The 19,284-nt window shown below is 61.8% G+C and carries 13 protein-coding genes; 10 read left to right on the top strand and 3 right to left on the bottom strand.

Going from position 1 to position 19,284, the window contains the following annotated elements; translation table 11 throughout:
• Positions 1–112: 112 nt before the first annotated feature.
• From ACZ5WW_RS23260 to ACZ5WW_RS23250, 3 genes are all read left to right on the top strand, one after another.
• Entirely contained in the window at positions 113–8,242 is an 8,130-nt protein-coding gene (locus tag ACZ5WW_RS23260; protein WP_377163417.1) for an MG2 domain-containing protein, read from the top strand.
• A 46-nt stretch (positions 8,243–8,288) separates the two neighbouring features.
• The gene (locus tag ACZ5WW_RS23255; protein WP_377163415.1) at positions 8,289–8,750 is read left to right on the top strand and encodes a c-type cytochrome domain-containing protein; all 462 of its coding nucleotides are present in this window, start codon (positions 8,289–8,291) and stop codon (positions 8,748–8,750) included.
• A gap of 70 nt (positions 8,751–8,820) precedes the next feature.
• Positions 8,821–9,957, top strand: a complete 1,137-nt coding sequence (locus ACZ5WW_RS23250; RefSeq protein ID WP_377163413.1) for a hypothetical protein — start codon at positions 8,821–8,823, stop codon at positions 9,955–9,957.
• A gap of 371 nt (positions 9,958–10,328) precedes the next feature.
• Here ACZ5WW_RS23250 and ACZ5WW_RS23245 read toward each other — a convergent pair whose 3' ends face one another.
• On the bottom strand, positions 10,329–10,508 hold the full coding sequence (locus tag ACZ5WW_RS23245) for a hypothetical protein (RefSeq protein ID WP_377163411.1): 180 nt from the start codon (positions 10,506–10,508) through the stop codon (positions 10,329–10,331).
• A gap of 14 nt (positions 10,509–10,522) precedes the next feature.
• Positions 10,523–11,365 (bottom strand): dihydropteroate synthase, encoded by an 843-nt coding sequence (gene folP, locus ACZ5WW_RS23240; protein ID WP_377163409.1) that lies wholly within the window; start codon positions 11,363–11,365, stop codon positions 10,523–10,525.
• Between the two features lie 161 nt (positions 11,366–11,526).
• Here folP and ACZ5WW_RS23235 point away from each other — a divergent pair, with 161 nt between their 5' ends.
• The 7 genes from ACZ5WW_RS23235 to ACZ5WW_RS23205 all read left to right on the top strand — a co-directional run bounded on the left by ACZ5WW_RS23235 (position 11,527) and on the right by ACZ5WW_RS23205 (position 17,523).
• Positions 11,527–12,996: a hypothetical protein gene (locus ACZ5WW_RS23235; protein ID WP_377163407.1), complete on the top strand. Its 1,470-nt coding sequence runs from the start codon at positions 11,527–11,529 to the stop codon at positions 12,994–12,996.
• Positions 12,993–13,274 carry an acylphosphatase gene (locus ACZ5WW_RS23230; protein WP_377163405.1) on the top strand — a complete coding sequence of 94 codons (282 nt, stop codon included), beginning with the start codon at positions 12,993–12,995 and terminating at the stop codon, positions 13,272–13,274. Before ACZ5WW_RS23235 ends, ACZ5WW_RS23230 begins: the two co-directional genes overlap by 4 nt.
• Positions 13,275–13,290: 16 nt before the next feature.
• Positions 13,291–14,154: an ABC transporter ATP-binding protein gene (locus tag ACZ5WW_RS23225; protein ID WP_377163403.1), complete on the top strand. Its 864-nt coding sequence runs from the start codon at positions 13,291–13,293 to the stop codon at positions 14,152–14,154.
• On the top strand, positions 14,151–15,074 hold the full coding sequence (locus ACZ5WW_RS23220; protein WP_377163401.1) for an ABC transporter permease: 924 nt from the start codon (positions 14,151–14,153) through the stop codon (positions 15,072–15,074). Before ACZ5WW_RS23225 ends, ACZ5WW_RS23220 begins: the two co-directional genes overlap by 4 nt.
• Positions 15,071–15,865: a hypothetical protein gene (locus tag ACZ5WW_RS23215; protein WP_377163399.1), complete on the top strand. Its 795-nt coding sequence runs from the start codon at positions 15,071–15,073 to the stop codon at positions 15,863–15,865. Before ACZ5WW_RS23220 ends, ACZ5WW_RS23215 begins: the two co-directional genes overlap by 4 nt.
• A 65-nt stretch (positions 15,866–15,930) precedes the next feature.
• The gene (locus ACZ5WW_RS23210; protein WP_377163397.1) at positions 15,931–16,548 is read left to right on the top strand and encodes a redox-sensing transcriptional repressor Rex; all 618 of its coding nucleotides are present in this window, start codon (positions 15,931–15,933) and stop codon (positions 16,546–16,548) included.
• 81 nt (positions 16,549–16,629) lie between these two features.
• The gene (locus ACZ5WW_RS23205) at positions 16,630–17,523 is read left to right on the top strand and encodes a beta-propeller domain-containing protein (RefSeq protein ID WP_377163396.1); all 894 of its coding nucleotides are present in this window, start codon (positions 16,630–16,632) and stop codon (positions 17,521–17,523) included.
• A 110-nt stretch (positions 17,524–17,633) separates the two neighbouring features.
• Here ACZ5WW_RS23205 and proS read toward each other — a convergent pair whose 3' ends face one another.
• Positions 17,634–19,148, bottom strand: coding sequence for a proline--tRNA ligase (proS, locus tag ACZ5WW_RS23200; RefSeq protein WP_377163394.1), 1,515 nt, complete (start codon positions 19,146–19,148; stop codon positions 17,634–17,636).
• Between the last annotated feature and the right edge of the window lie 136 nt (positions 19,149–19,284).

Below are 19,284 nucleotides of genomic sequence, written 5' to 3'. Positions count from 1 at the left end.
GACGATGCGGTTTGTCTGTAAACGGAACGTAAATTGACTGCCACTCATTCATGCATCTTGCCATCGGCATTTCTGGCTGCGCATAATAAGAAATCATCAAATGGAGGCCACCATGTACCACCGCACCATCTTGTTCCTTGTCCTTGCTCGAACTTTGACAGCCTCCCCGGTTGATGAAGCAGAGATCCTGCTGCAGAGGCAGCGCTACACTGAAGCCGCTTCCGCATTGACCGAGGCCGTCATCTCTGCTGCAACCGATCCGGGCTATGCGCACTACCTGCGTGCCGTCGCCCGCGCGGAGTCAAGGCAGCACGCCGAAGCCATCAAGGATTGTGATGCCGTCCCCGCCACCCACGCATGGACACGCAAGGCCCTGTTTCTCAAAGCCCGGTGCCTGGGTGAGCTGAAGCGCCATCAGGAAGCGGAGGTGATTTACAGCGCGGAGGCCACGCGCCTGTTTGCCACGACACGCAAAGAAAAGCTGGCGGAGGCGCTGGTGGCTCTGGCAAAGGACATTACCAAACCGGCCGTCCCTGGCCAGAGCATGAACAAGAACGCTCAGCTCAAGGCGCTGGCTCTGTATCGCAAGGCGCTGGAACTCGAAACAGGCCCTGCCATGCGCGAGCAGCTTCTGTTTCAGATTGTCGCAAGCGTGCGCGACCTGAAACAAAACAATGAGCTGTCCCAGGCATGCGCCGCCTATCTGCTGGAATTTGATCCTGACTGGCGTGGACTCATTGGAAACCCGCTAGCTGCATCCGCCGCGAAGACAGCAGGAGCGCAGCGCTGGGAGGTGCGCCAGACACTCATCGAAAGCATGCTCCAAACAGGCAACGCCGATGCCGCGCGCCGCTATGCGGAGGATATAATGACCCTCTGGAAGACAAAGGCGCCGGCAGCAGGAACGCAGCCTGACCGTGGAGACATCGAATGGCAGATCTGTCGCAGCTATGCCGCGCTCATCGTCCAAGACGACAGACAACAGTTCGCCAACGCTCCCACCCCATCCCCCAATGAGCAAGTCACCATCATTCCTGCTGACCCCGCTCAGCAGACCGTAAGCCTGCGGAGCTTTCTGAAGACCTATCCGTCACATCCGCGTTCGGCGGAGGCAGCCTTCACTTTGATCCAGACTCTGGCTGCGCAAAACAAAAGCGATGAGGCCATGGAGGCCTGCAAAACTTTGTATGACCGCGCCGACTGGCCGGCACCTGCGGCGGATGAAGCCGACAAACGCACCCCGGCCGAGCGCCTCGAAGCGTGGCGGCAGACGGCATTTTTCCAGATCGGTGCACTGCACTTCGCCGCCCGGAAGTATCCGCAGGCCATCGAGCAATGGCGTGCCTACATCGCCAAACATCCGGACGGCAGCCTGTGGCAGCGGGCGCAGGCGAGCATCATGGACGCAGAGTTTCAGCTCTGCCTTGATGCTGTGGCGGCGGGAGACCGTGCCGAGGCCACGCGGCGTTTTGACGCCTTCATCACAGCCCATCCATTGGACGCACGCTGTCCACAGCTCCTCTTTTTAAACGGCCAGTGGCATTTCACCGCGGCGCAGGAGCTTGCCAAAAAGGAGGCTGGCAAGCCGCGCTCTCCAGAGCTCACCTCACTCTTTGAAAGCGCCGTCTCCGAATGGGCCCGCCTCATCATCAAACATCCCACGAGCGAGGAGGCCTCTCTCGCTCTGTACCGGACCGGCATCATTCAGGCAGATCATCTGGACCGGCATGAAGAGGCGCTGAACACCTTTCAGCGCCTCACCTGGGGCGGCTGGCAGCAGCTGGCCGCCGAACGCGCCGCCATGATGCCACAGCGCTCGCTGGGACTGCAAACACCGCGCATTTACCGCACGAATGAAACCGCCCAGGTGCGCGTGAACGTGCGAAATCTGGAAAAGCTCAGGGTCTCGCGCTACACGCTGAATCTCGAAGACTTCTACCGCAGCCGCCATCGCCTGGATGGTGAATCAGGCATCGGCTCCCTCGACATCGACTTGATCCAGCCGGACAAAACATGGGAGGTGCCCGTCACAGGCTACTCCCGCCTCAAGCCCATCGAGCAAACCATCGACGTCCCGTTTGAAGGCACCAGACCGGGAGTGTGCCTCGTCCGGGTCGAAGGGGAGGACTGGCAGGCCAGCACCATTGTGATCCGCAGCGACATCGACCTCATCGTGCAGTCCGCCTGGACGGAGGCGCTCGTGTTTGTGCAGGACCGCCTCAAAGGCACCGTGGTGGCAGATGCGGAGGTCCTGCTGAGCAATGGCAAGGAAATCATCGGCCAGGGCCGGACCGGCAAGGATGGCGTGTTTCGCCTGCGCGGCGAAATGATCCGCGCCACCGCAGATCTTTGCGCCTATGTGAGCACGGATTCGGGTGTGGCCATCCAGCGCCTGAACCTGCGCGGCATGACGCAGGAGATCACCGGAGGCAGCACCGACCGCTCGGACGTCGCGCTGTCGCGGCACGGCTTCATCTACACGGACAAGTCCGCCTACCGCGCTGGTGACGTGGTGCACTTCCGCGGCATCATTCGAGATGTGCAGGATGGTGCCTACAGCGTGCCCGCCGGCCGTGAGTATGACATCCACATCACCGATGGCGAAGGCCGCACTCTGAGCCGGATGAAGTCAAAGCTCAGCGACTTCGGCACCTTCACCCACAGTGTTCCCCTGCCCGCATCCACACCTCCTGGCAGCTTCCGCATCACGGCAAAGGCCTTGGAGGGAGATGAAACCCATGAGGCGTGGTTCAACGTGAAGGAGTTTGAGATCGAAGAGATCACAGTGGAGATCGAGACGAAACCCGAGGCGGTGTTCCGGGGGGACCGTATCGAAGGGACGCTGAAAGTCGGCTACTCCTGGGGAGCCCCCCTAGCAGACGAACCGGTGCGCCTGCGCATGCCTGATGGCCGCCTGCTGGAAGGCAAAACCGACGCGGCGGGCAACTACACCTTCACACAGGAGACCACCACTTTCACTGCGGGTGGTTACATTCGTTTTTTTGCTGAGCTGCCCGCCCGCCAGCGCAATGTGCATCATGCCGTGAGCCTGCTCCGCACCGGCCTGCAGCTTGTGTGGGACCGGCTGCCAAACCCAGCACTCACCGGCGAGCCTTCGCTCATTCGTGTGAAGGCGCTCGACCATCGTGGCAAACCCGCTGCGGCGGCTGTGAAGGTCACGCTCTCGCGACTGGACAATCAGCCGGCCAATCCCGTGCTCTCCGCCCTCCCCGGTCTGGTGTACATTCCCAATGCAAGCTCACCGGCACGCATCGCTGAGTTCACCGTCCAGACAGATGCCGCCACAGGACTCGGCAGTTCCACCATGGTGCTGCAGTCCGCGGTTATGCACCAGCTTGTCGCCCAGACCACAGACACGCGTGGCAACGCCGTGGAGAGCACCACCTTCATCCAGGCCTCCGGTCCTGATGACACCACCAAGCTGCGTCTCTTCAGCGATGAGAGTGATGTCAATGAAGGCAGCACGCTTAAAGTCGATGCGCACAGCCGCATCACCGCTCCGCTGGCGCTCATCACTCTCTCCGGAGAGAACATGATCGAGCATCGCATCATCAGGCTGGAACCCGGCCACAATGCGCTGCCCATTTCCGTCGCTGCGGCGCACTGGCCGCAGTTTGATGTCAGCGTCGCCTGCCTCGACGGAGACAAGCTGCACAGCGCCCGGCGTGGCTTTGAGGTGAAGCGCCCGCTCAAGATCGAGATCCAGACGCCTGCCCAGCCAGTGAAGCCGGGAGAAGCCGCCGAGATCACTCTCACCGCCACCGACGCGAATGGCAACCCCGTTGCCGCAGAGCTCAGCCTCGCACTTGCCAGCGCCGCACTTTTTGCACAGCACTCCGACCAGACTGAAGACATCGACAACTTTTTCCACGGCAGCCTGCGCCAGCACAGCAGCCTGCGCACCGGCAGCAATGCGGGCTTTCAATACCGCGCCGCCTCCCAGTTTCTCACCCGGGATGAAGCGGGCAATGTCATCGACATCGCCAGCAACGCGCAGTCCCACATCGATCAGCTGCGCAATATGGCACAGCAGGAAAACAGCGTGTGGTATCAGCAGGCAGAGCTGCGACAGCGGAGCGACCGCTCACAAATCGGCGATGCGTCCGGACTCCTCCCCGCACAGCAAGGTCAAACGTTGACCGTGGGAGGCGGCATGCATGTGAATTTCGGCAGCCGCATTGCAAGCAACAACCTGGACATCAGCTCAGGCGGCCTACTCGCGAATGGCCCCATCGACAACCTCCTTTCCGTCAACAGCTCCGGCCCGCCCTTCCCCTACGGCGCTGGACCGATAACCGCCGGAAACCGATCTGGGGGGTTCGCCATTAGCAGCGCTTCCATCGACGGGCTCCTGCAAACTGGCGGTCCCCTGACCCTCACAGGCAACATCTCCGGAGCCTACCCCTTCACTGGCGCTACCGCTTTCGCTGGCGTTCCCGTCATCGGCAGACTCTTCCCAAATGCAGGAGGCCAGCCCTTCGCGCCGGATGCACAGTGGCACTGCCCGCTCGTCACAGATGCCTCCGGCAAGGTGAAGGTGACACTCACGGCCCCGGGCACGGCTGGTGCATGGCGTTTGTCGAGCCGAGGCTGCACGGTAACGACACAGGTGGGCGAAGCTGAGAAGGAGATGACGACGAAGTCGGAGTTCATGGCTGAAATGCGAATGCCTGCTGCTATGCTCCCAGGAGACAGCTTTACTCCGCGCGTGCTGCTGCATGGCGCTCCAGAAAACGAGACGACCGTTCAGGCCACTTTTGAAACCGCAGGTGTGACGAAAGTGCAGACGCGCTCCGTCAAGCTCAACCCCCAAGGCACCGTCGAAGTGGTGTTTGACCCCGTCAGAGCCTCCGACACGCCGGGCCTGAGCATCGCCTCGACGTCCATCAAGACGGCCACAAAAACCCAGGGTCTGGCCTCAAACTTCATGGTGCTGCCCCTGGGTGAATCCAGCACCCGACATGCACTGAAGGTCGTTCCTGCTCCTGGAGAAGCCGCCTTCACGGTCATTCCCTCCCAGCAGCTTTGGATCTCCGCCTTCTCCTCACCTCTGGCGCTCCTGCAATCCATGAGCCACTCATCACAAACCGCTGCCAGCAGACTGCTGAGCCGTGTGGCGGCAGCACGTGCCGGCAAACCTGCGGATGAAAGCCAGCTCCGCCTGCTCATAGCGGAGCTCCAGATCGCCCAGAAGGACGGCGGCTGGACCTGGCAGGATGTCAAATGGCAGCGTGACAGCGTCGTGACCAGCCTCGGCCTGTGGGCGCTGGTGGAGGCGAGATCGCTGGGCTTTGATGTCGAAGACACGGCAATCAAGTCAGCGATGGCTTATTTGAAAAAGGCGCTGGCCATCATCCCGCCGGATGAGCCGGACAAGGCGGCCGTCATCCTGCACGCGCTGGCCTGCGTGAATGAGGCGGACTTCTCCGTGGCCAACCGCATGTATCGAGACCGCGCCAAGCTGAATGACCCGTCTCTGGCCTGGCTGGCTGCCGCCTTTCAGCGCATGAACCGGAGCGACGAGGCCAAGGAACTGCTCAAGGCGCTCGAAGCCAAACCCAGCTGGACCGGCAGCAAAACCACCTCCCGTCTCGGCAGTGACTACGACACGACGGCCATCATCCTCTATGCCGCAGCGAAGACCGTGCCCGGCACTGCGCTGGCAAACAACGCGGCGAACGCTCTGCTGCAACAGCTTGGCGTATCACGGGGATCTGACACAGCCTTGCAGGGGCTTTGGACGGCGGCACTGGCGGAGCATTTCATCAGCAGCGGCATGCACCGGACACCGCTGGCTGAAGAGATGACACTGACCCTGAATGGCGAGCAGCGGTCCATCGGCAATGGCGGAGTCATTCGCTTCCCAGCTCCCAAGGCCGGAGCCGACGGCAAATTCAAGATCAACGTGGGCTACAAAAACAACATGGCCACGCCCGTCATCATCGCGACTTTTGTCAATGAGACCGCCATCGATCCGAAAGCCGCCACGGTGGCCTCGCTGCCAACGGTGACCAAACGCTCCTGGCTGCATGAGGGCCTGCGGCATCACGACAAACCCTTGGAAGCGGAAAGCAGTTCGCCGGTGACTGTCGCAGCCCACGGCCAGCGGCTGCGCGTGCGGCTGGAGTTGAAAGCCCCCGGGCAGGCGCAGAACGGCTATGTCATCATCGATGAGCCGTTGCCTGCCGGCTGCATGTTTGTGCCCGGCTCACTTTCAGCGGAGCAGGCACGCATGGAGCAGCTTCCAGGCATGCTGCGGCTGTGGTTCATCCCCGGCACCTTCACCGAGGATGCAAAGATCAGCTATGAACTCATGGCCTTGCACCCGGGCAGCTATCGCATCGCACCCACGCGCGTGCGTGATGCCTGCCGTCATGAGCTCTTCAATACCGGCCCCGAAGGCAGGCTGACCATTCTTCCTCCCGGCCAGCCATCGACGGACCCGTATGTCATGAACGGCTTCGAACGCCTGGAGCTGGCGGAGCTGCTCTTTGATGAAGGCGCGCTGGAGGAAGCCCGCACCCACCTCGAACTTCTGCGCAATGACGCTGAGGCCATGAAATACCACGAACGCGACATCGCCCGCATGCTGCTTTGGATTCACACCTCCCGTGAAGCCATGGATGCCAGACAGGTGGTGGAGCTTTTTGAGGCGCTGAGCGAGCGCCACCCGGACATCGTCATCCCCTTCGATAAAATCCTCAAGGTGGCCGCAGCCTACCGGCAGATGGGTGAGTTTGAGCGCGCGTGGCTGGTCTATCGCGCCACGATGGAGAGCAGCTTTGTCAGCGATGCAGGCGTGAGCGCCGCCATGGAAACGGCGGGAGATTTCCCCGGCAGCGCAGAGCACCAGCTCAGCCTGTGGATGGAATACCCGGACGGCGCGGACAGCCTGCTGGCCTTCTTCAGCCTGGGCCAGCGCTATCAGGAGCTGGCCGCAGATCCCGCCTCGGTCCCCCTGCGCCCAGGCGCTGCAAAGTGGACCAGGAGCCAGCTGCTGGAGCGCAGCCGCGACCTGCTGCGCCGCCTGCTGACCCTCCAGGCCAGGAATGACCTCGCAGACGATGCCGCCTTCACCCTTGCGAACGTGTTCTTTGACCTCAAGGACTATGCCAGCGTGGTGCAGACGGCGGGAAATGCCGCCTCCACGTTCACGAAAAGCCCCTTCCTGAACAACTTTCACTACATGACGGCACTGGGCCGCTTCTGGCAGTATCAGTTTCCCGAGGCGCTCGCCGCAGCATCTCCTGTTGCCGCCGGCAGCAGCGACGACGCACCCAATGCGCGCTACATCACCGCACAGATCCATCACGCCCAGGGCAAATACGCCGAGGCCGTGCGCTGGTATGAAAAAGTGAAGGACGAATTCGAAGATGCCAGGGAATCCATCGCGGTGCTGCAGGAGAAGGCCGTGAAGCTGCCCTTTGCCACGCTGTCAAAGCCCGGCCAGGCTGTGAAGCTGGTGCTGGAACACCGCAATGTGAAGGAGGCAGCCCTGCTCATCTACCGGGTGGATTTGATGAAGCTGCAGGAGCGACAGAAGGACCTCAGCAGCATCGGCAGCGTCAACCTCTCCGGCATCACCCCGCAGGCAGAGATGAAGGTGCCGCTCGGAGACGGTGCGGACTACGCCTGGAAGAAACGCGACCTCGAGCTGCCATTGAAAGACGAAGGCGCCTACCTCGTGATCTGTCGTGGAGATTCGCAGATGACCAGCGGCCTCGTGCTGCTCACCACCCTGGAGATGGAGTCGCACGAGGACGCGCAAAACGGCTCCATTCGCGTGCAGGTTCGCGACACCCTGCGCAATGCCTATGTGGCTGACGCCGACATCACCGCCTACGACACCAGCGCCACCGCCAGCCCGCAGAAAGGCCGCACCGACCCCCGGGGTGCCTTCCAGGCCTCCGGCATTCATGGGCAGGCAGTGGTGGTCGCCAAGCTGGGGGATGCCCGCTACGCCATTCACCGCAGCAGCGGAAATCTGATGCCACTCCCAATGCCTGTGCAGAGTCCACGGCCCAATGAGCCTGCCGTATCCAGCATGGCCAACCGGGAGATCAGAAGAGGCACCGCGCCGAAGCCCGAGGGCAAAGAGGCTTACCTCCTCAACGTGCGTGGCAAGCTCGATCTCAACAATTTGGACAACCGCGCCGCGTGGTCGGAGAAACTCAAAAGCGAAGGCAAAGGAGTCAAGGCGGAGAAGGCGTTCAAGAAATGAGCATTTCTTCCCGTTGCATGCTTGTCTTCCAAAGCTCTGTTTCCTCATGAACATCCGCCGACTCCCCGCCCTGCTCTGCGTCCTAGCACTCGCCTCCTGCGCCACGCCTCCTGATTCGGAAACCAAGCCGCTGGGCGAGAACGTGCTGGGCAAGGACGCCATCCACGCCGCCAAGCATGGCCCCGTCGATTTCGTGGCGCATGTGAAGCCGGTGCTGGAGGCCAAGTGTGTGATGTGCCACAACCGCCAGGCCCTGCCCGGCCATATGAGCCTGGCCAGCCACAAGGAAGCCCTGCGCACCAAGGCCCTCGGCACCTACATCGTCCCAGGTCATCCGGAGACCAGCCTGCTCGTGGCCAATGTAAAGACTGTGCATCAAAACGTCAGCGTCATGCCCGCCGTGGGCGAGCGCCTGACCAAGGATGAATACGCCATCATCAACAAATGGGTGAAAGAAGGCGCGGCCTGGCCTGCGGGGAAAGCCGGCACGCTGAAGATCATTCGGTAATCACAATTTCCGATCCTGCGCATTCGCAATTCGTCTTGGTGCTCAGGACGGTGCGTGCTCTACTGCACCCATGGCAGACCACCGCGCCCTCATTTCGAATCCCGCAGACTTGCAGCCTTCCACCGCCTGGAATGAAACCGTCTGGGCCTACACCAGCGAGGAGGAGCTGGTGGACCACACCACCAAGGCACGTCTCTGCGTGGCCACGCTGCTGCCTTTCAAGGACAAGAAGCCCGACTGGGACGGCTTCACCAAAAGCGTGCGCTGGATGCAGCAGTGTGGCGAGCACTACGGCGTGGAGATGGTCTTCGTGCTCAATGCAGACACCGGCTACATCTTTGACCTTAGCAATGACCTGTATGCCGAGGTGCTGAGGCGCTTCCGCGCGGAGTTTCCCACGCAGCGCTTCATCGCCGGCGTGACCGCACGCGGCGCGGAAAACGACACCGCCTTCAAAGCCGAGCGCTACTGGCCGCTGCTCGACATCGCGCAGGAGCACGACAACTGCGAGATGATGATCATGACCAGCAAGCTGCTCAACACGCTGGAGAATGAGCCGCGACGCGATGCCTATTTTCAGATCGCCGAACACTTGATCCGCCCAGGCATCGCGCATGCGCTGGAGCCTTCCTTTGTGCCCTGGGCCACACCGTTTGATCCGTGGCTGTTCCATGAGATCGCGCTGCATCCGGCGTATGTGGGTGGCAAGGTCAGCACGCTGGACGAGCCGCACTTCCACTACTGGGCCACCATGTGCAAAGGGCTGAACCTGCCCTTCTCCCCGCACAGCGGAGACGACTACGGGATCGCCACCGCCATCAAGCTGGGCCTGCCGCTGCTCATCGGCGCGGGCGTCAGCGCCTGCCCGCTCATCTGCGCCGCCCGCGACATGTGGCTGCTGGACAGCGTGGCCGACAAGAAGTTCAAGACCGGCACCGGCCGCTTTGACACGCGCGTCTATAAGCTCTTCGAGGCCTTCCAGTCCTTTGAAGACATGGTCTTCCGCCTCGACGACCGCATGAGCGCCTCCCCCTACAAGCACAGCACCGCCCATGTGCTGCACCAGCTCGGCCTCATCGACTCCCCCGAAGCCCACCCCGATTGCAAAGACCTGCGCGGTGCCGATGAAGCAGCAAGAATGGCCGAAGCGATGCGCCGGCCCAAGCGCGTGGCGCAGAAGCTGGGCATTCCCTATTTTGGATCTTGATCAGCGGAAGTGTTTTCAGGCAGGGCGAAGGGATCTTCGGAGTATTGGTCAGCGGGGAAAAAGGGCCCTGGGCCCAGTAACGGCTCCTTGGCCAAACCAACCCACCAATCGACATACCGCTGGAATGGTGGGCCCAGGGATTCGTGCGCAAAGAGTGGCTTCAGCGGACTGTAAATGTTCAGCACGGCATTTATAAGACGCGGATGTTTTAGGCACCATGCCGAATCCTCAAGAAGACAGAATACTGGCCCGACACTCAAGACATACAGCAGAGGCAGTGCCACTAGCATCGCAGCGAATGCTCCGCTCTTGGAACTTTTGCTGGTGGTAGCGTCATTCATCGCAGGTCATTCTGCCAAAAGGGACGCTTCTCACATCTTCCTCGAGCCCAACCGCTCCCACCACGCCATATAGCTGTCTAATGGCTGCTTTAGCGAAGTATGATCATACAGCCAGAACATAGGCGCATAAAGCAACGGCACCAGCAACACGACCAAAGCAATGGTCGACGAATTGGAGGTCTGCCGAGGGTTGCCAGAGTCATCGTTCATGGCCGTGCAATGTGTTACTGACCAGTCTCCAAAATCGCCTCCATCATCCGCAGCGCATCGCAGTTCGGCTTCACATCATGCACGCGGATGATCCTCGCACCATGCTCGCGGGCGTAGGCACTCAGCGCAATCGTTGGCCAGAAGCGGTCTTCCATGGCATCGGAGTGCATGACGCGGGCGATCATGGATTTGCGCGACACACCCACCAACAGCGGGCGCCGGGTGCTGAGCTGCGGCAGGGCGCGCATGAGCGCGAGATTGTGCTCCAGCGTTTTGCCAAAGCCAAAGCCGGGGTCCAACACGATGCGCTCGGGGTCGATACCCTCGCCCTCCAGCACGCGCAGGCGGTTGTCAAAGTAGCTGCCGACCTCGGCCACCACATCCTCATACTGCGGCTGGTTCTGCATGGTCTGCGGCGTGCCGGTCATGTGCATGACGACGAGGCCCGCTTTGGAATCTGCCGCCACGCGCGGCATGGCGGCGTCTCCACGCAGGCCGGTCACATCATTGATGATGTCGGCCCCGGCATCCAGCGCGGCGCGGGCCACGGCGGCCTTCATGGTGTCGATGGAGATGAGAGCTTGGGTCTGCGAGCGCACCGCACGGATCACGGGCAGCACGCGGTGCAGCTCTTCCGTTTCACTGACCGGCTCGGCACCAGGGCGAGTGGACTCTCCCCCGATGTCCAGGATGTCCGCACCTTGCGCCAGCAGCATGAAGGCGTGCTCCACGGCGCGACCGGGATCGTTGAAGCGCCCGCCATCCGAAAAGCTGTCGGGCGTGACGTTGACGATGCCCATGATGAGCCCGCGGTGGGTGAGATCGAGATCGTGGTTGCCGAATCGCCAGCGGTGCATGGGTGGTGCGGGCGGCTGTGCCCGGTTCCGGTTATGTTGGGTTGGAACGGCCTTGCGCCAAGCGGAAAAGTGCACTGAAAAAAAGCGCCGGGGCACCTCTTCTCCGAAGCTTTAGCGAAGGATGAATTGCCCGCGCCGTTTTCCCGCTGCATGATTTGGCGATGAAGCTCAACCCGGCCACCCTGCTGATCATACTCCTAGCGCTAGGAGGGGCCGCGGCTTTGCTTCTGGTGGGGGCCGGCACAGAGCCGCCGCCAGCAGACGGCCAGCGGACGCAGGTGGCTGTGGCAAAGCAGGAAGCAGCGCCGGTCAGCGCCTCCGGCAGCCCATTGGAAGACCTCAAAAAGCAGATCGTTCTGCTGGAGGGCCAGGTCGAGTATTTGCAGGGGCAGAATGACGCGCTTAAAGACGAGAATGCGCAGTTGATTCAGAAGCTCGGCATGCTGGGCATGAAGGACGCGCCCAAGATGGCTCAGAAGGCGGATGAAGAGCCGCCGGACTTTGTGGGCATGGGCCTGGAGATGATGAAAATGCGCAAACTGCAGGCGCTGCCCCTGGTAACGACAGCCGTGAGCCAGGAGGAGGTGGAAATCGTCATCCTCGCCTGGTTGAAACGCCAGCAACCGAACGAGGAGGCAAAGAAATTTGCGCGTGGACTCGCAGCTTTGGGCTGGATTCCTGAGGCCATCGATCCGCTGCCACTGCGTGCCGCATTGCTGGCCCGGCAGCTGGGCGGCTGGTATGATGATGAGTCGGAGACGATGTACACGATCGACCCCGCAACCGCCTCCGGCCCGGCAGTAACTTCCAACGAGCCTCTCGGGATCGCCTTCGGCCAGCTGCTGCGCGAGTATGGCGACATCCTGTATCAGCCACAGCACGGCGCTGTGAAAACGGACATGCGGCTCGCGCGTGACTCATTGATTGCGGGCGATGCAGCGCTCACACGCTTCCTCCACTCGCTGCAAAACCCGGCCTCCGCACTGAAAGACGACCTGCCTGCGGAGGACCCGGACCATCCACTGAACCAGGTACCCATGCCCGCCTTTCTGCGTGAGCTGGCGCTGTTCCCCTTCAGCCGCGGCTTTGACTTTGCCCAGACGCTGCACAGCGCCGGCAACTTTGCGCAGCTCAACGCCGCCTACAGTCGCCCGCCCATCAGCACCGCAGAGGTCATTGAGCCGGAGGTCTATCTCGATCCGGAGCGCCCTGCCCCCGTGGAGATCAAGCTGGATGAGGTAAAGCTCAAAGGCGTGCTGCCCTACTGGGACGACTGCCTCGGCAAGTTCGCCTGCGTGACAGTCCTGCGGACCTACAATGAGGATGAAGACGCCGCACTGGGTGCGCGCGGTCTGGTGGCAGACCGGCTGCTCGTCTGGGCGGCGGACGGCGGCGCCAAACGCGACCACGCCGCATGGCAGACCCTGTTCATGGACAAATCCTCCGCAGACGCCTTTTACAAAGCCATGCTCAGCTGCCTGAAGCAGCGCTACGCCACCCAGGGCGAAAACGAATTCAGCGCGCAGGGCCGGTTTGTGTGCCTGCTGCGCAACCGCGGCGACGCCGGTGTGGTGCTGATTGAAGCGGCCAGCGATGAAGCCAGGGCTGCATTGAAACTTTTGATGAAATGATGACTGCAAAAAATGTTTTCTATTCCGGCCGCGTCCAGGGCGTGGGCTTTCGCTACAGCACGAAGCGCATCGCCTCGGGCTTTGATGTCACCGGCTGGGTCAAAAACCTGCCAGACGGCCGCGTCGAAATGCTGGCCCAGTCCTTTGAGGCCGACGAGCTGGACGCCTTTCTGGAGGACATCCAGCAGAGCAGCCTGGGCTCCCACATCAAGGAACGTGAGGTCAATGCCGTTGCCGCGCAGCCAAACTTGCGTGGATTCAGCATTCTGCGTGATTAACCCGTCCCCTACCCCTATGAGCGCCACGCCCGCCGTTTCCGTGAACCATCTGACCAAGGTCTTCAAAGGCCACCTGGGCAAAGGTGCCTTTCGCGCGGTGCACGATGTGTCATTCACCGTGGAGGCAGGAGAGGTCTATGGCCTCATCGGCCCCAATGGATCTGGCAAATCCACCACGATGAAGGCCATTCTGGGCCTGCTCAATGCGACCGAGGGCGAGACCCGCATCTTTGGCATCCCGAGCACGGAGGTGGCCAGCCGCCGCAGCGTGGGCTTCCTGCCGGAAAATCCGTATTTCTACAAGCACCTGACCGGGCGCGAGACCCTGCACTTTTATGGCAGGCTCTGCGGCATGAGCGGTGATCTTTTGAAATCGCGCGCCGAGGAGATGCTGGCGCTGACCGGCCTCGAAGATGCGGCGACACGGCGTGTGGGCGGCTATTCCAAAGGCATGCTGCAGCGCCTGGGACTGGCGCAGGCGCTGATCCACGAGCCGCGCCTGCTCGTGCTGGACGAGCCCACCGCCGGCGTGGACCCCTCCGGCTCACGCATCATACGGGATCTCATCATCGAGTTCCGCGCACGCGGCATCACGGTGCTGGTGACGTCCCACCTGCTGGAGCAGATGCAGGAAGTTTGCGACCGCGTAGGCATCATGGCCCACGGGCGCATGGTGCGCGAAGGCAGGCTCAATGAGCTGATCGCCGTGGAAAATCAAACCGAGCTCGTATTTGAAAACGCCACCCCAGACCTGCTGGCCAAGATCGACGCCCTGGTGAAGGCCGAAGGCGGCGGCACACGCCTGCTGCGCAGCGGCCACCCGCGCACCACGCTGGAGCGCCTGTTCATCGAAGCCACGAACGAACCCAAAAAACCATGAGCGAAGCCCCCCCCAGTACCACCGCCATCTCCGTGGCCCCGGTGCGCTTCTCGCCCGGGCGCGTATGGACGCTCGCCTATGCGACGATGACGCAGCTCATGCGGATGAAGATCCTGCCCTTCCTGCTGCTGTTTTGCGCTCTGGTGGCCGCCATGGGGGTGGGATTCTCCACGATCAATCCCGAGCAGCAGCTCAGCCAGTTCAAGACCATGTCCCTGGGCGTGCTGCAGATTTTCAGCATCGTGTTTGGCATTGTCGCCACCGCCCTGCTGCTGCCAAAGGATCTGGAGGACCGCACGCTCTACACCATCCTCTCCAAGCCGGTGCCGCGTTTTGACTACCTGCTGGGCAAGCTGCTCGGCGTGCTGATGCTCATCGCCTCCGGCCTGGTCATCATTGATGCGGTGCTGAGCCTCATTTTGTGGCTGCAGCAGTCCATGCTCTTCAACGCGGCCGTGGCCCAGCTGCGCACAGAAAGGCAGGACACTCCCGAAGTCATCGCCCAAATGCGCGAGATCGTGGCCCGGCAGGGGCTCACCTGGAATCTGCACTGGGCGGTCTGGGCCATCTTCCTGAAAGCCGCCGTGGTGACGACCGTGGCCCTGCTGCTGTCCTGCATCGCCAGCTCGACCCTGTTTACCATCGTGATCGCCTTTTGCATCACCATCATCGGTCACGGTCATGCGATGATTCGCGAGTTCGTGCTCCAGCCCAATCTGGGAAGCACCTCCACGCGCGTCGCCACCTTTCTGCTGGCCGCGATCTGCCCGGACCTGGCGCAGTTTGACGTCGTGGACAGCGTGGCCAACGGCGAGATCGTGCCATGGGCGGCAGTGTATGAAATGACCGGCATCACAGCCCTCTACATCACGGTTTACCTCTTCGTCACCCACCTGGTCTTTGTGGAAAAGGAGCTATGAAACGCAAACTCCAGGCCGCCGCGCTGCTGCTGATCTTTGGTGTGCTGAAGCTGCCGCTGGAGCAGAAGGTGACGCATGACCTGCGCACGATGCGCCTGGTGGATGCCCCGCTGCACCTGGGTGTGAAAGGAAACATGGGCCAGATGGGCCTCGCAGCAGCCTTTGGCGGCTTGCGCGGACTCATCGCCACCATCTTCCAGCTGCGTGCCCACGTGGAGTTCACACGGGTGAACTGGGCGCAGGTGGACAAATACTACGGCTTTGTGACACAGCTCCAGCCCCGCGTCGCCCGCTACTGGGAGGAGGCCTCCTGGCACATGGCCTACAACGCAGCCTCCTACTACCTCTACAACAAGGAGCTGAAAGCAGGGCTGCGCGGCACCCTGTACCGCGACTATGTGCAGCGCGGCATCGACCTCCTCAAGGAGGGCCTCAGCCTCATGCCCGACAACGCGCGCCTCTGGCAGAAACTGGGAGACCTGCACTGGAACCGCAGCAAGGATTTCAAAGCCTCAGGCGACGCCTACCTGAGCGCCTTTCAGCACGGCGGCCTGAACTTCACCGAACGCTTCGCCGGCTACGCCTACGCACAGTCCAATGACCCGGACTCCTGGGCCAAAGGGTATGCGATTCTGAAAAAGCTCTACGACGAAAAAAAGTCCACCCCAGGACTGATCGAGTTCCTCAAAATGCTGGAGCAAAACCTCCACATTCCAGCAGCTCAGCGCATTCCGGATGCGGGCCCCGTCAGAACCACGCCCGATCCTCAGTCCGGCCCTTTGAGACAGTAGGCCTGCTGCCTAGCACCGTTTGACATTCGTTACGTTTGGGTGAATTTTCACATTGTTCCCCCCAAATGCCCGCCAAAGTAGATATACCCCGCAAGTCGATCTACCGCCTGTCGATCTACCAGCGCTGCCTGCAGCGTCTGCGTGAGAACCAGGTGGACACGGTTTCTTCTGCCGCGCTCGCAAAGGCCGCCGGGGTGAAGTCCACGCAGTTGCGCAAGGACCTGGCCTACTTTGGGCAGCTGGGCACACGCGGCCTGGGCTACAATGTGGATGCCCTCAGCGGCACCATCGGCGACGTGCTGGGACAGAACAAGCTGCAGCCGGTGATCCTCGTGGGTGTGGGTAATCTGGGCTCCGCGCTCATGCGCTATGGCGGCTTCCGCAAGGAGGGCTTTGAAATTGCCGCCGCCTTTGACCTCGCTCCGCGCAAGGTGCCAGGAGTCAACGTCCCCGTGCTGGCCATGACGGACATGCCCGACTTCATCCGCCGCCAGAATGTGAAGATGGCCATTCTCTCCGTGCCAGCCAGCAGCGCCCAGTCCGTGGTCAATGAGATGGTGCAGCACGGCATCCAGGCCATTCTGAACTTCTCCCCCACCGTGCTCGACGTGCCCGAAAACGTGGTCGTGAACAGCGTGGATCTGGCCGTGGAGCTGGAAAACCTGAGCTACTTCATCCGCTGATTTTCAGCGGGGGATGCGCGCTGAGAATGGCGTGAATCAAACGCCCTGCGGTGTACGTTGATGTGGGCCAGCCTTTTTATCATGCCCACGCTCCGACTTCTCGCCGTCCTCCTCGCCCTTGTCTCGTCCGCTGCTGCGGCGCATCCGTTTCTCTGCTGCGACTACGGCGGGGGCAAAGTGTGTGTGGTGTCTGCCGAGGGCAAGATCGAGTGGCAGTGGGACTGCAAGGCCCCGCAGGACTGCTGGAAGCTGCCAAATGGGAACTACCTCTTCTGCTTTGTCAGCGGCGCGCTGGAGGTGACGCCTGACAAGAAGGTCGTCTGGGAATACAAGGCCCCCACCGATGTGAAAGTGGAGGTGCACGCCTGCCAGCCGCTGCCAGATGGCAATGTGATGCTCGTGGAATGCGGAACGAGCCGCATCATCGAGGTGGATCGCGCAGGCAAGATCGCCAAGGAGATCAAGCTGGCCGCCGCGCCGGAGATCAAGCTGCACAATCAATTCCGAGGCACGCGCAAGCTGGCCAACGGCCACTACCTCGTGGCCTTCAAAGGCGAGGGCAAAATCGTCGAGCTGGATGGCGAGGGCAAAGTGCTGCGCCAGATCAAGGTCCCCGGAGATCCGCATGAAGTCGTGCCGCTGCCCGAGGGGCATCTGCTCATCACCTGCGGCGACGGCCATCAGGTGCGCGAGCTGGATGCGAAAGAGAACATCGTGTGGGAGCTCGGAGAAAACGACATCCCCGGCTATACCCTGCGCCTCATGGCAGGCTGCCAGCGCCTGCCGAATGGCAACACCGTCTTTTGCGTCTATCTCGGCCACGGCCACATCGGCGAGCAGGCCCAGGTCATCGAAGTCACGCGGGACAAGAAGATCGTCTGGGACGTGGCCGACCACGCGCAGTTCAAGACCATCAATCAGATCATGCTGCTGGATGTGCCCGGAGATGTGACGAAGGGGGAGATTTTGCGCTGAGGCAAGCGCTCATCGTGACCAGGGCAGCAGCGAGGAAGTAGCACGGGCAATCCTGCCCGTGAAGAACGTTCTCTTTGCGGGCAGGATTGCCCGCACTACTCCGGCCTGCCTCAATAACTCCGCGCAAACACCACGCGGCGGGTGCTCGGCTTGCCAGTAAGGAAACACTTTCCTTCTTCGGCAAACTGATCGCCGTGCGGGATGCAGCGGATGGTGACCTTCATGTCCTTGCTGAGAGTTTCCTCCTCCTCGCTGCTGCCAGCCCAGTGCATGAGGGCAAAGCCGCCTTCGGAGCCTTCGGCAAAGAAGGCTTTGAATTCCTCCAGCGTCTCCAGCTTCTTCATGTTGGCATCGCGCAGCGCCGTTGCACGGGCCAGCAAGGCGTCCTGAATCTCCTGCAGGCGCTCGGTCACGGACTGGATGAAATCTTCCTTCGGCACAAATTCCTTCGCCTTCGGTCCCTGGTCGCGGCGGCACACGGCCACGCTGCGGCTGGTGATGTCGCGCGGTCCCATTTCGAGTCGCATCGGCACGCCCTTCTTGATCCACTCCCAGTTCTTGGCTCCGCCCTGCAGGTCGCGCTTGTCCACGTGCACGCGCAGCGGTTCGCCGGCAAAGGTCTGCGTGCGCAGCGTCTGCGCCAGCGCCTCGCAGGCGTCGATGACTTCCTGACGCGTGTCGGGTTTTGGAGTCACCGGCAGGATGACAATTTGAGTGGGGGCCACGCGCGGCGGGATGATCACGCCGTCGTCGTCGCCATGCGCCATGATCAGCGTGCCGATCATGCGCGTGCTCACGCCCCAGCTCGTGGTGTAGGCCAGCTGGCGGGTGTTGTCGCGGCCGAGGAACTGGATGTTCGCAGCCTTGGAGAAATTCTGCCCCAGGTAGTGGGAGGTGCCGGCCTGGATGGCCTTACGGTCCTGCACCATGGCTTCGACGGTGAAGGTCTGCACCGCGCCGGGGAAGCGCTCGCGCTCCGTCTTTTCGCCAGGGATCACCGGGATGGCCAGATGGTCGCGCAGGAATTCCTCATACACCTTGTGCATGGTGCGGGTTTCCACGATGGCTTCTTCTTCCGTCTCGTGCGCGGTGTGTCCTTCCTGCCAGAGGAACTCGGCAGTGCGCAGGAAAAGGCGCGGGCGCATCTCCCAGCGCATGACGTTGCACCACTGGTTGATGAGCAGCGGCAGGTCGCGGTAGCTTTCCACCCAGCGGGCAAAGGCCGCACCGATGATGGTCTCGGAAGTGGGGCGGATGACGAAGGGCTCGGCCAGCTCGCCGGTGGGGATCATCTTGGTGGTGCCGTCCGGCTGCTTCTGCGCCTCCAGGCGGTGATGCGTGACGACGGCGCACTCCGTGGCAAAGCCCTCGGCATGCTGAGCCTCCTTTTCCAGGTAGCTCAGGGGAATGAGGAGCGGGAAGTAGGCGTTCACATGGCCGGTGGCCTTGAACTTGGCGTCCAGCTGGCGCTGGATGCTCTCCCACAGGCCGTAGCCCCAGGGCTTGATGACCATGCAGCCGCGCACCTCGGAGTTCTCCGCCATGTCGGCGGCACGAACGACCTGCTGGTACCATTCGGGAAAGTCTTGGGCACGTGTGGGGGTGATGGCGGTGGCGTTGCTCATGGGATTTGGGGTCGAAAGAGTATGGAGCGGGACGCAGAGTGCAAGGGTCAGCGCGAAGTTCGCGGGCGGTAAAAAACGGTGGGTCTTCACAGGGCCATGCCATTTCCGCCATTCTTAGTTCCACCATTTTCCATTC

Source organism: Prosthecobacter fluviatilis (assembly GCF_055388355.1).
Note: the sequence above shows the minus strand (reverse complement) of the source record. Positions and strands in the feature narration are given on the sequence as shown.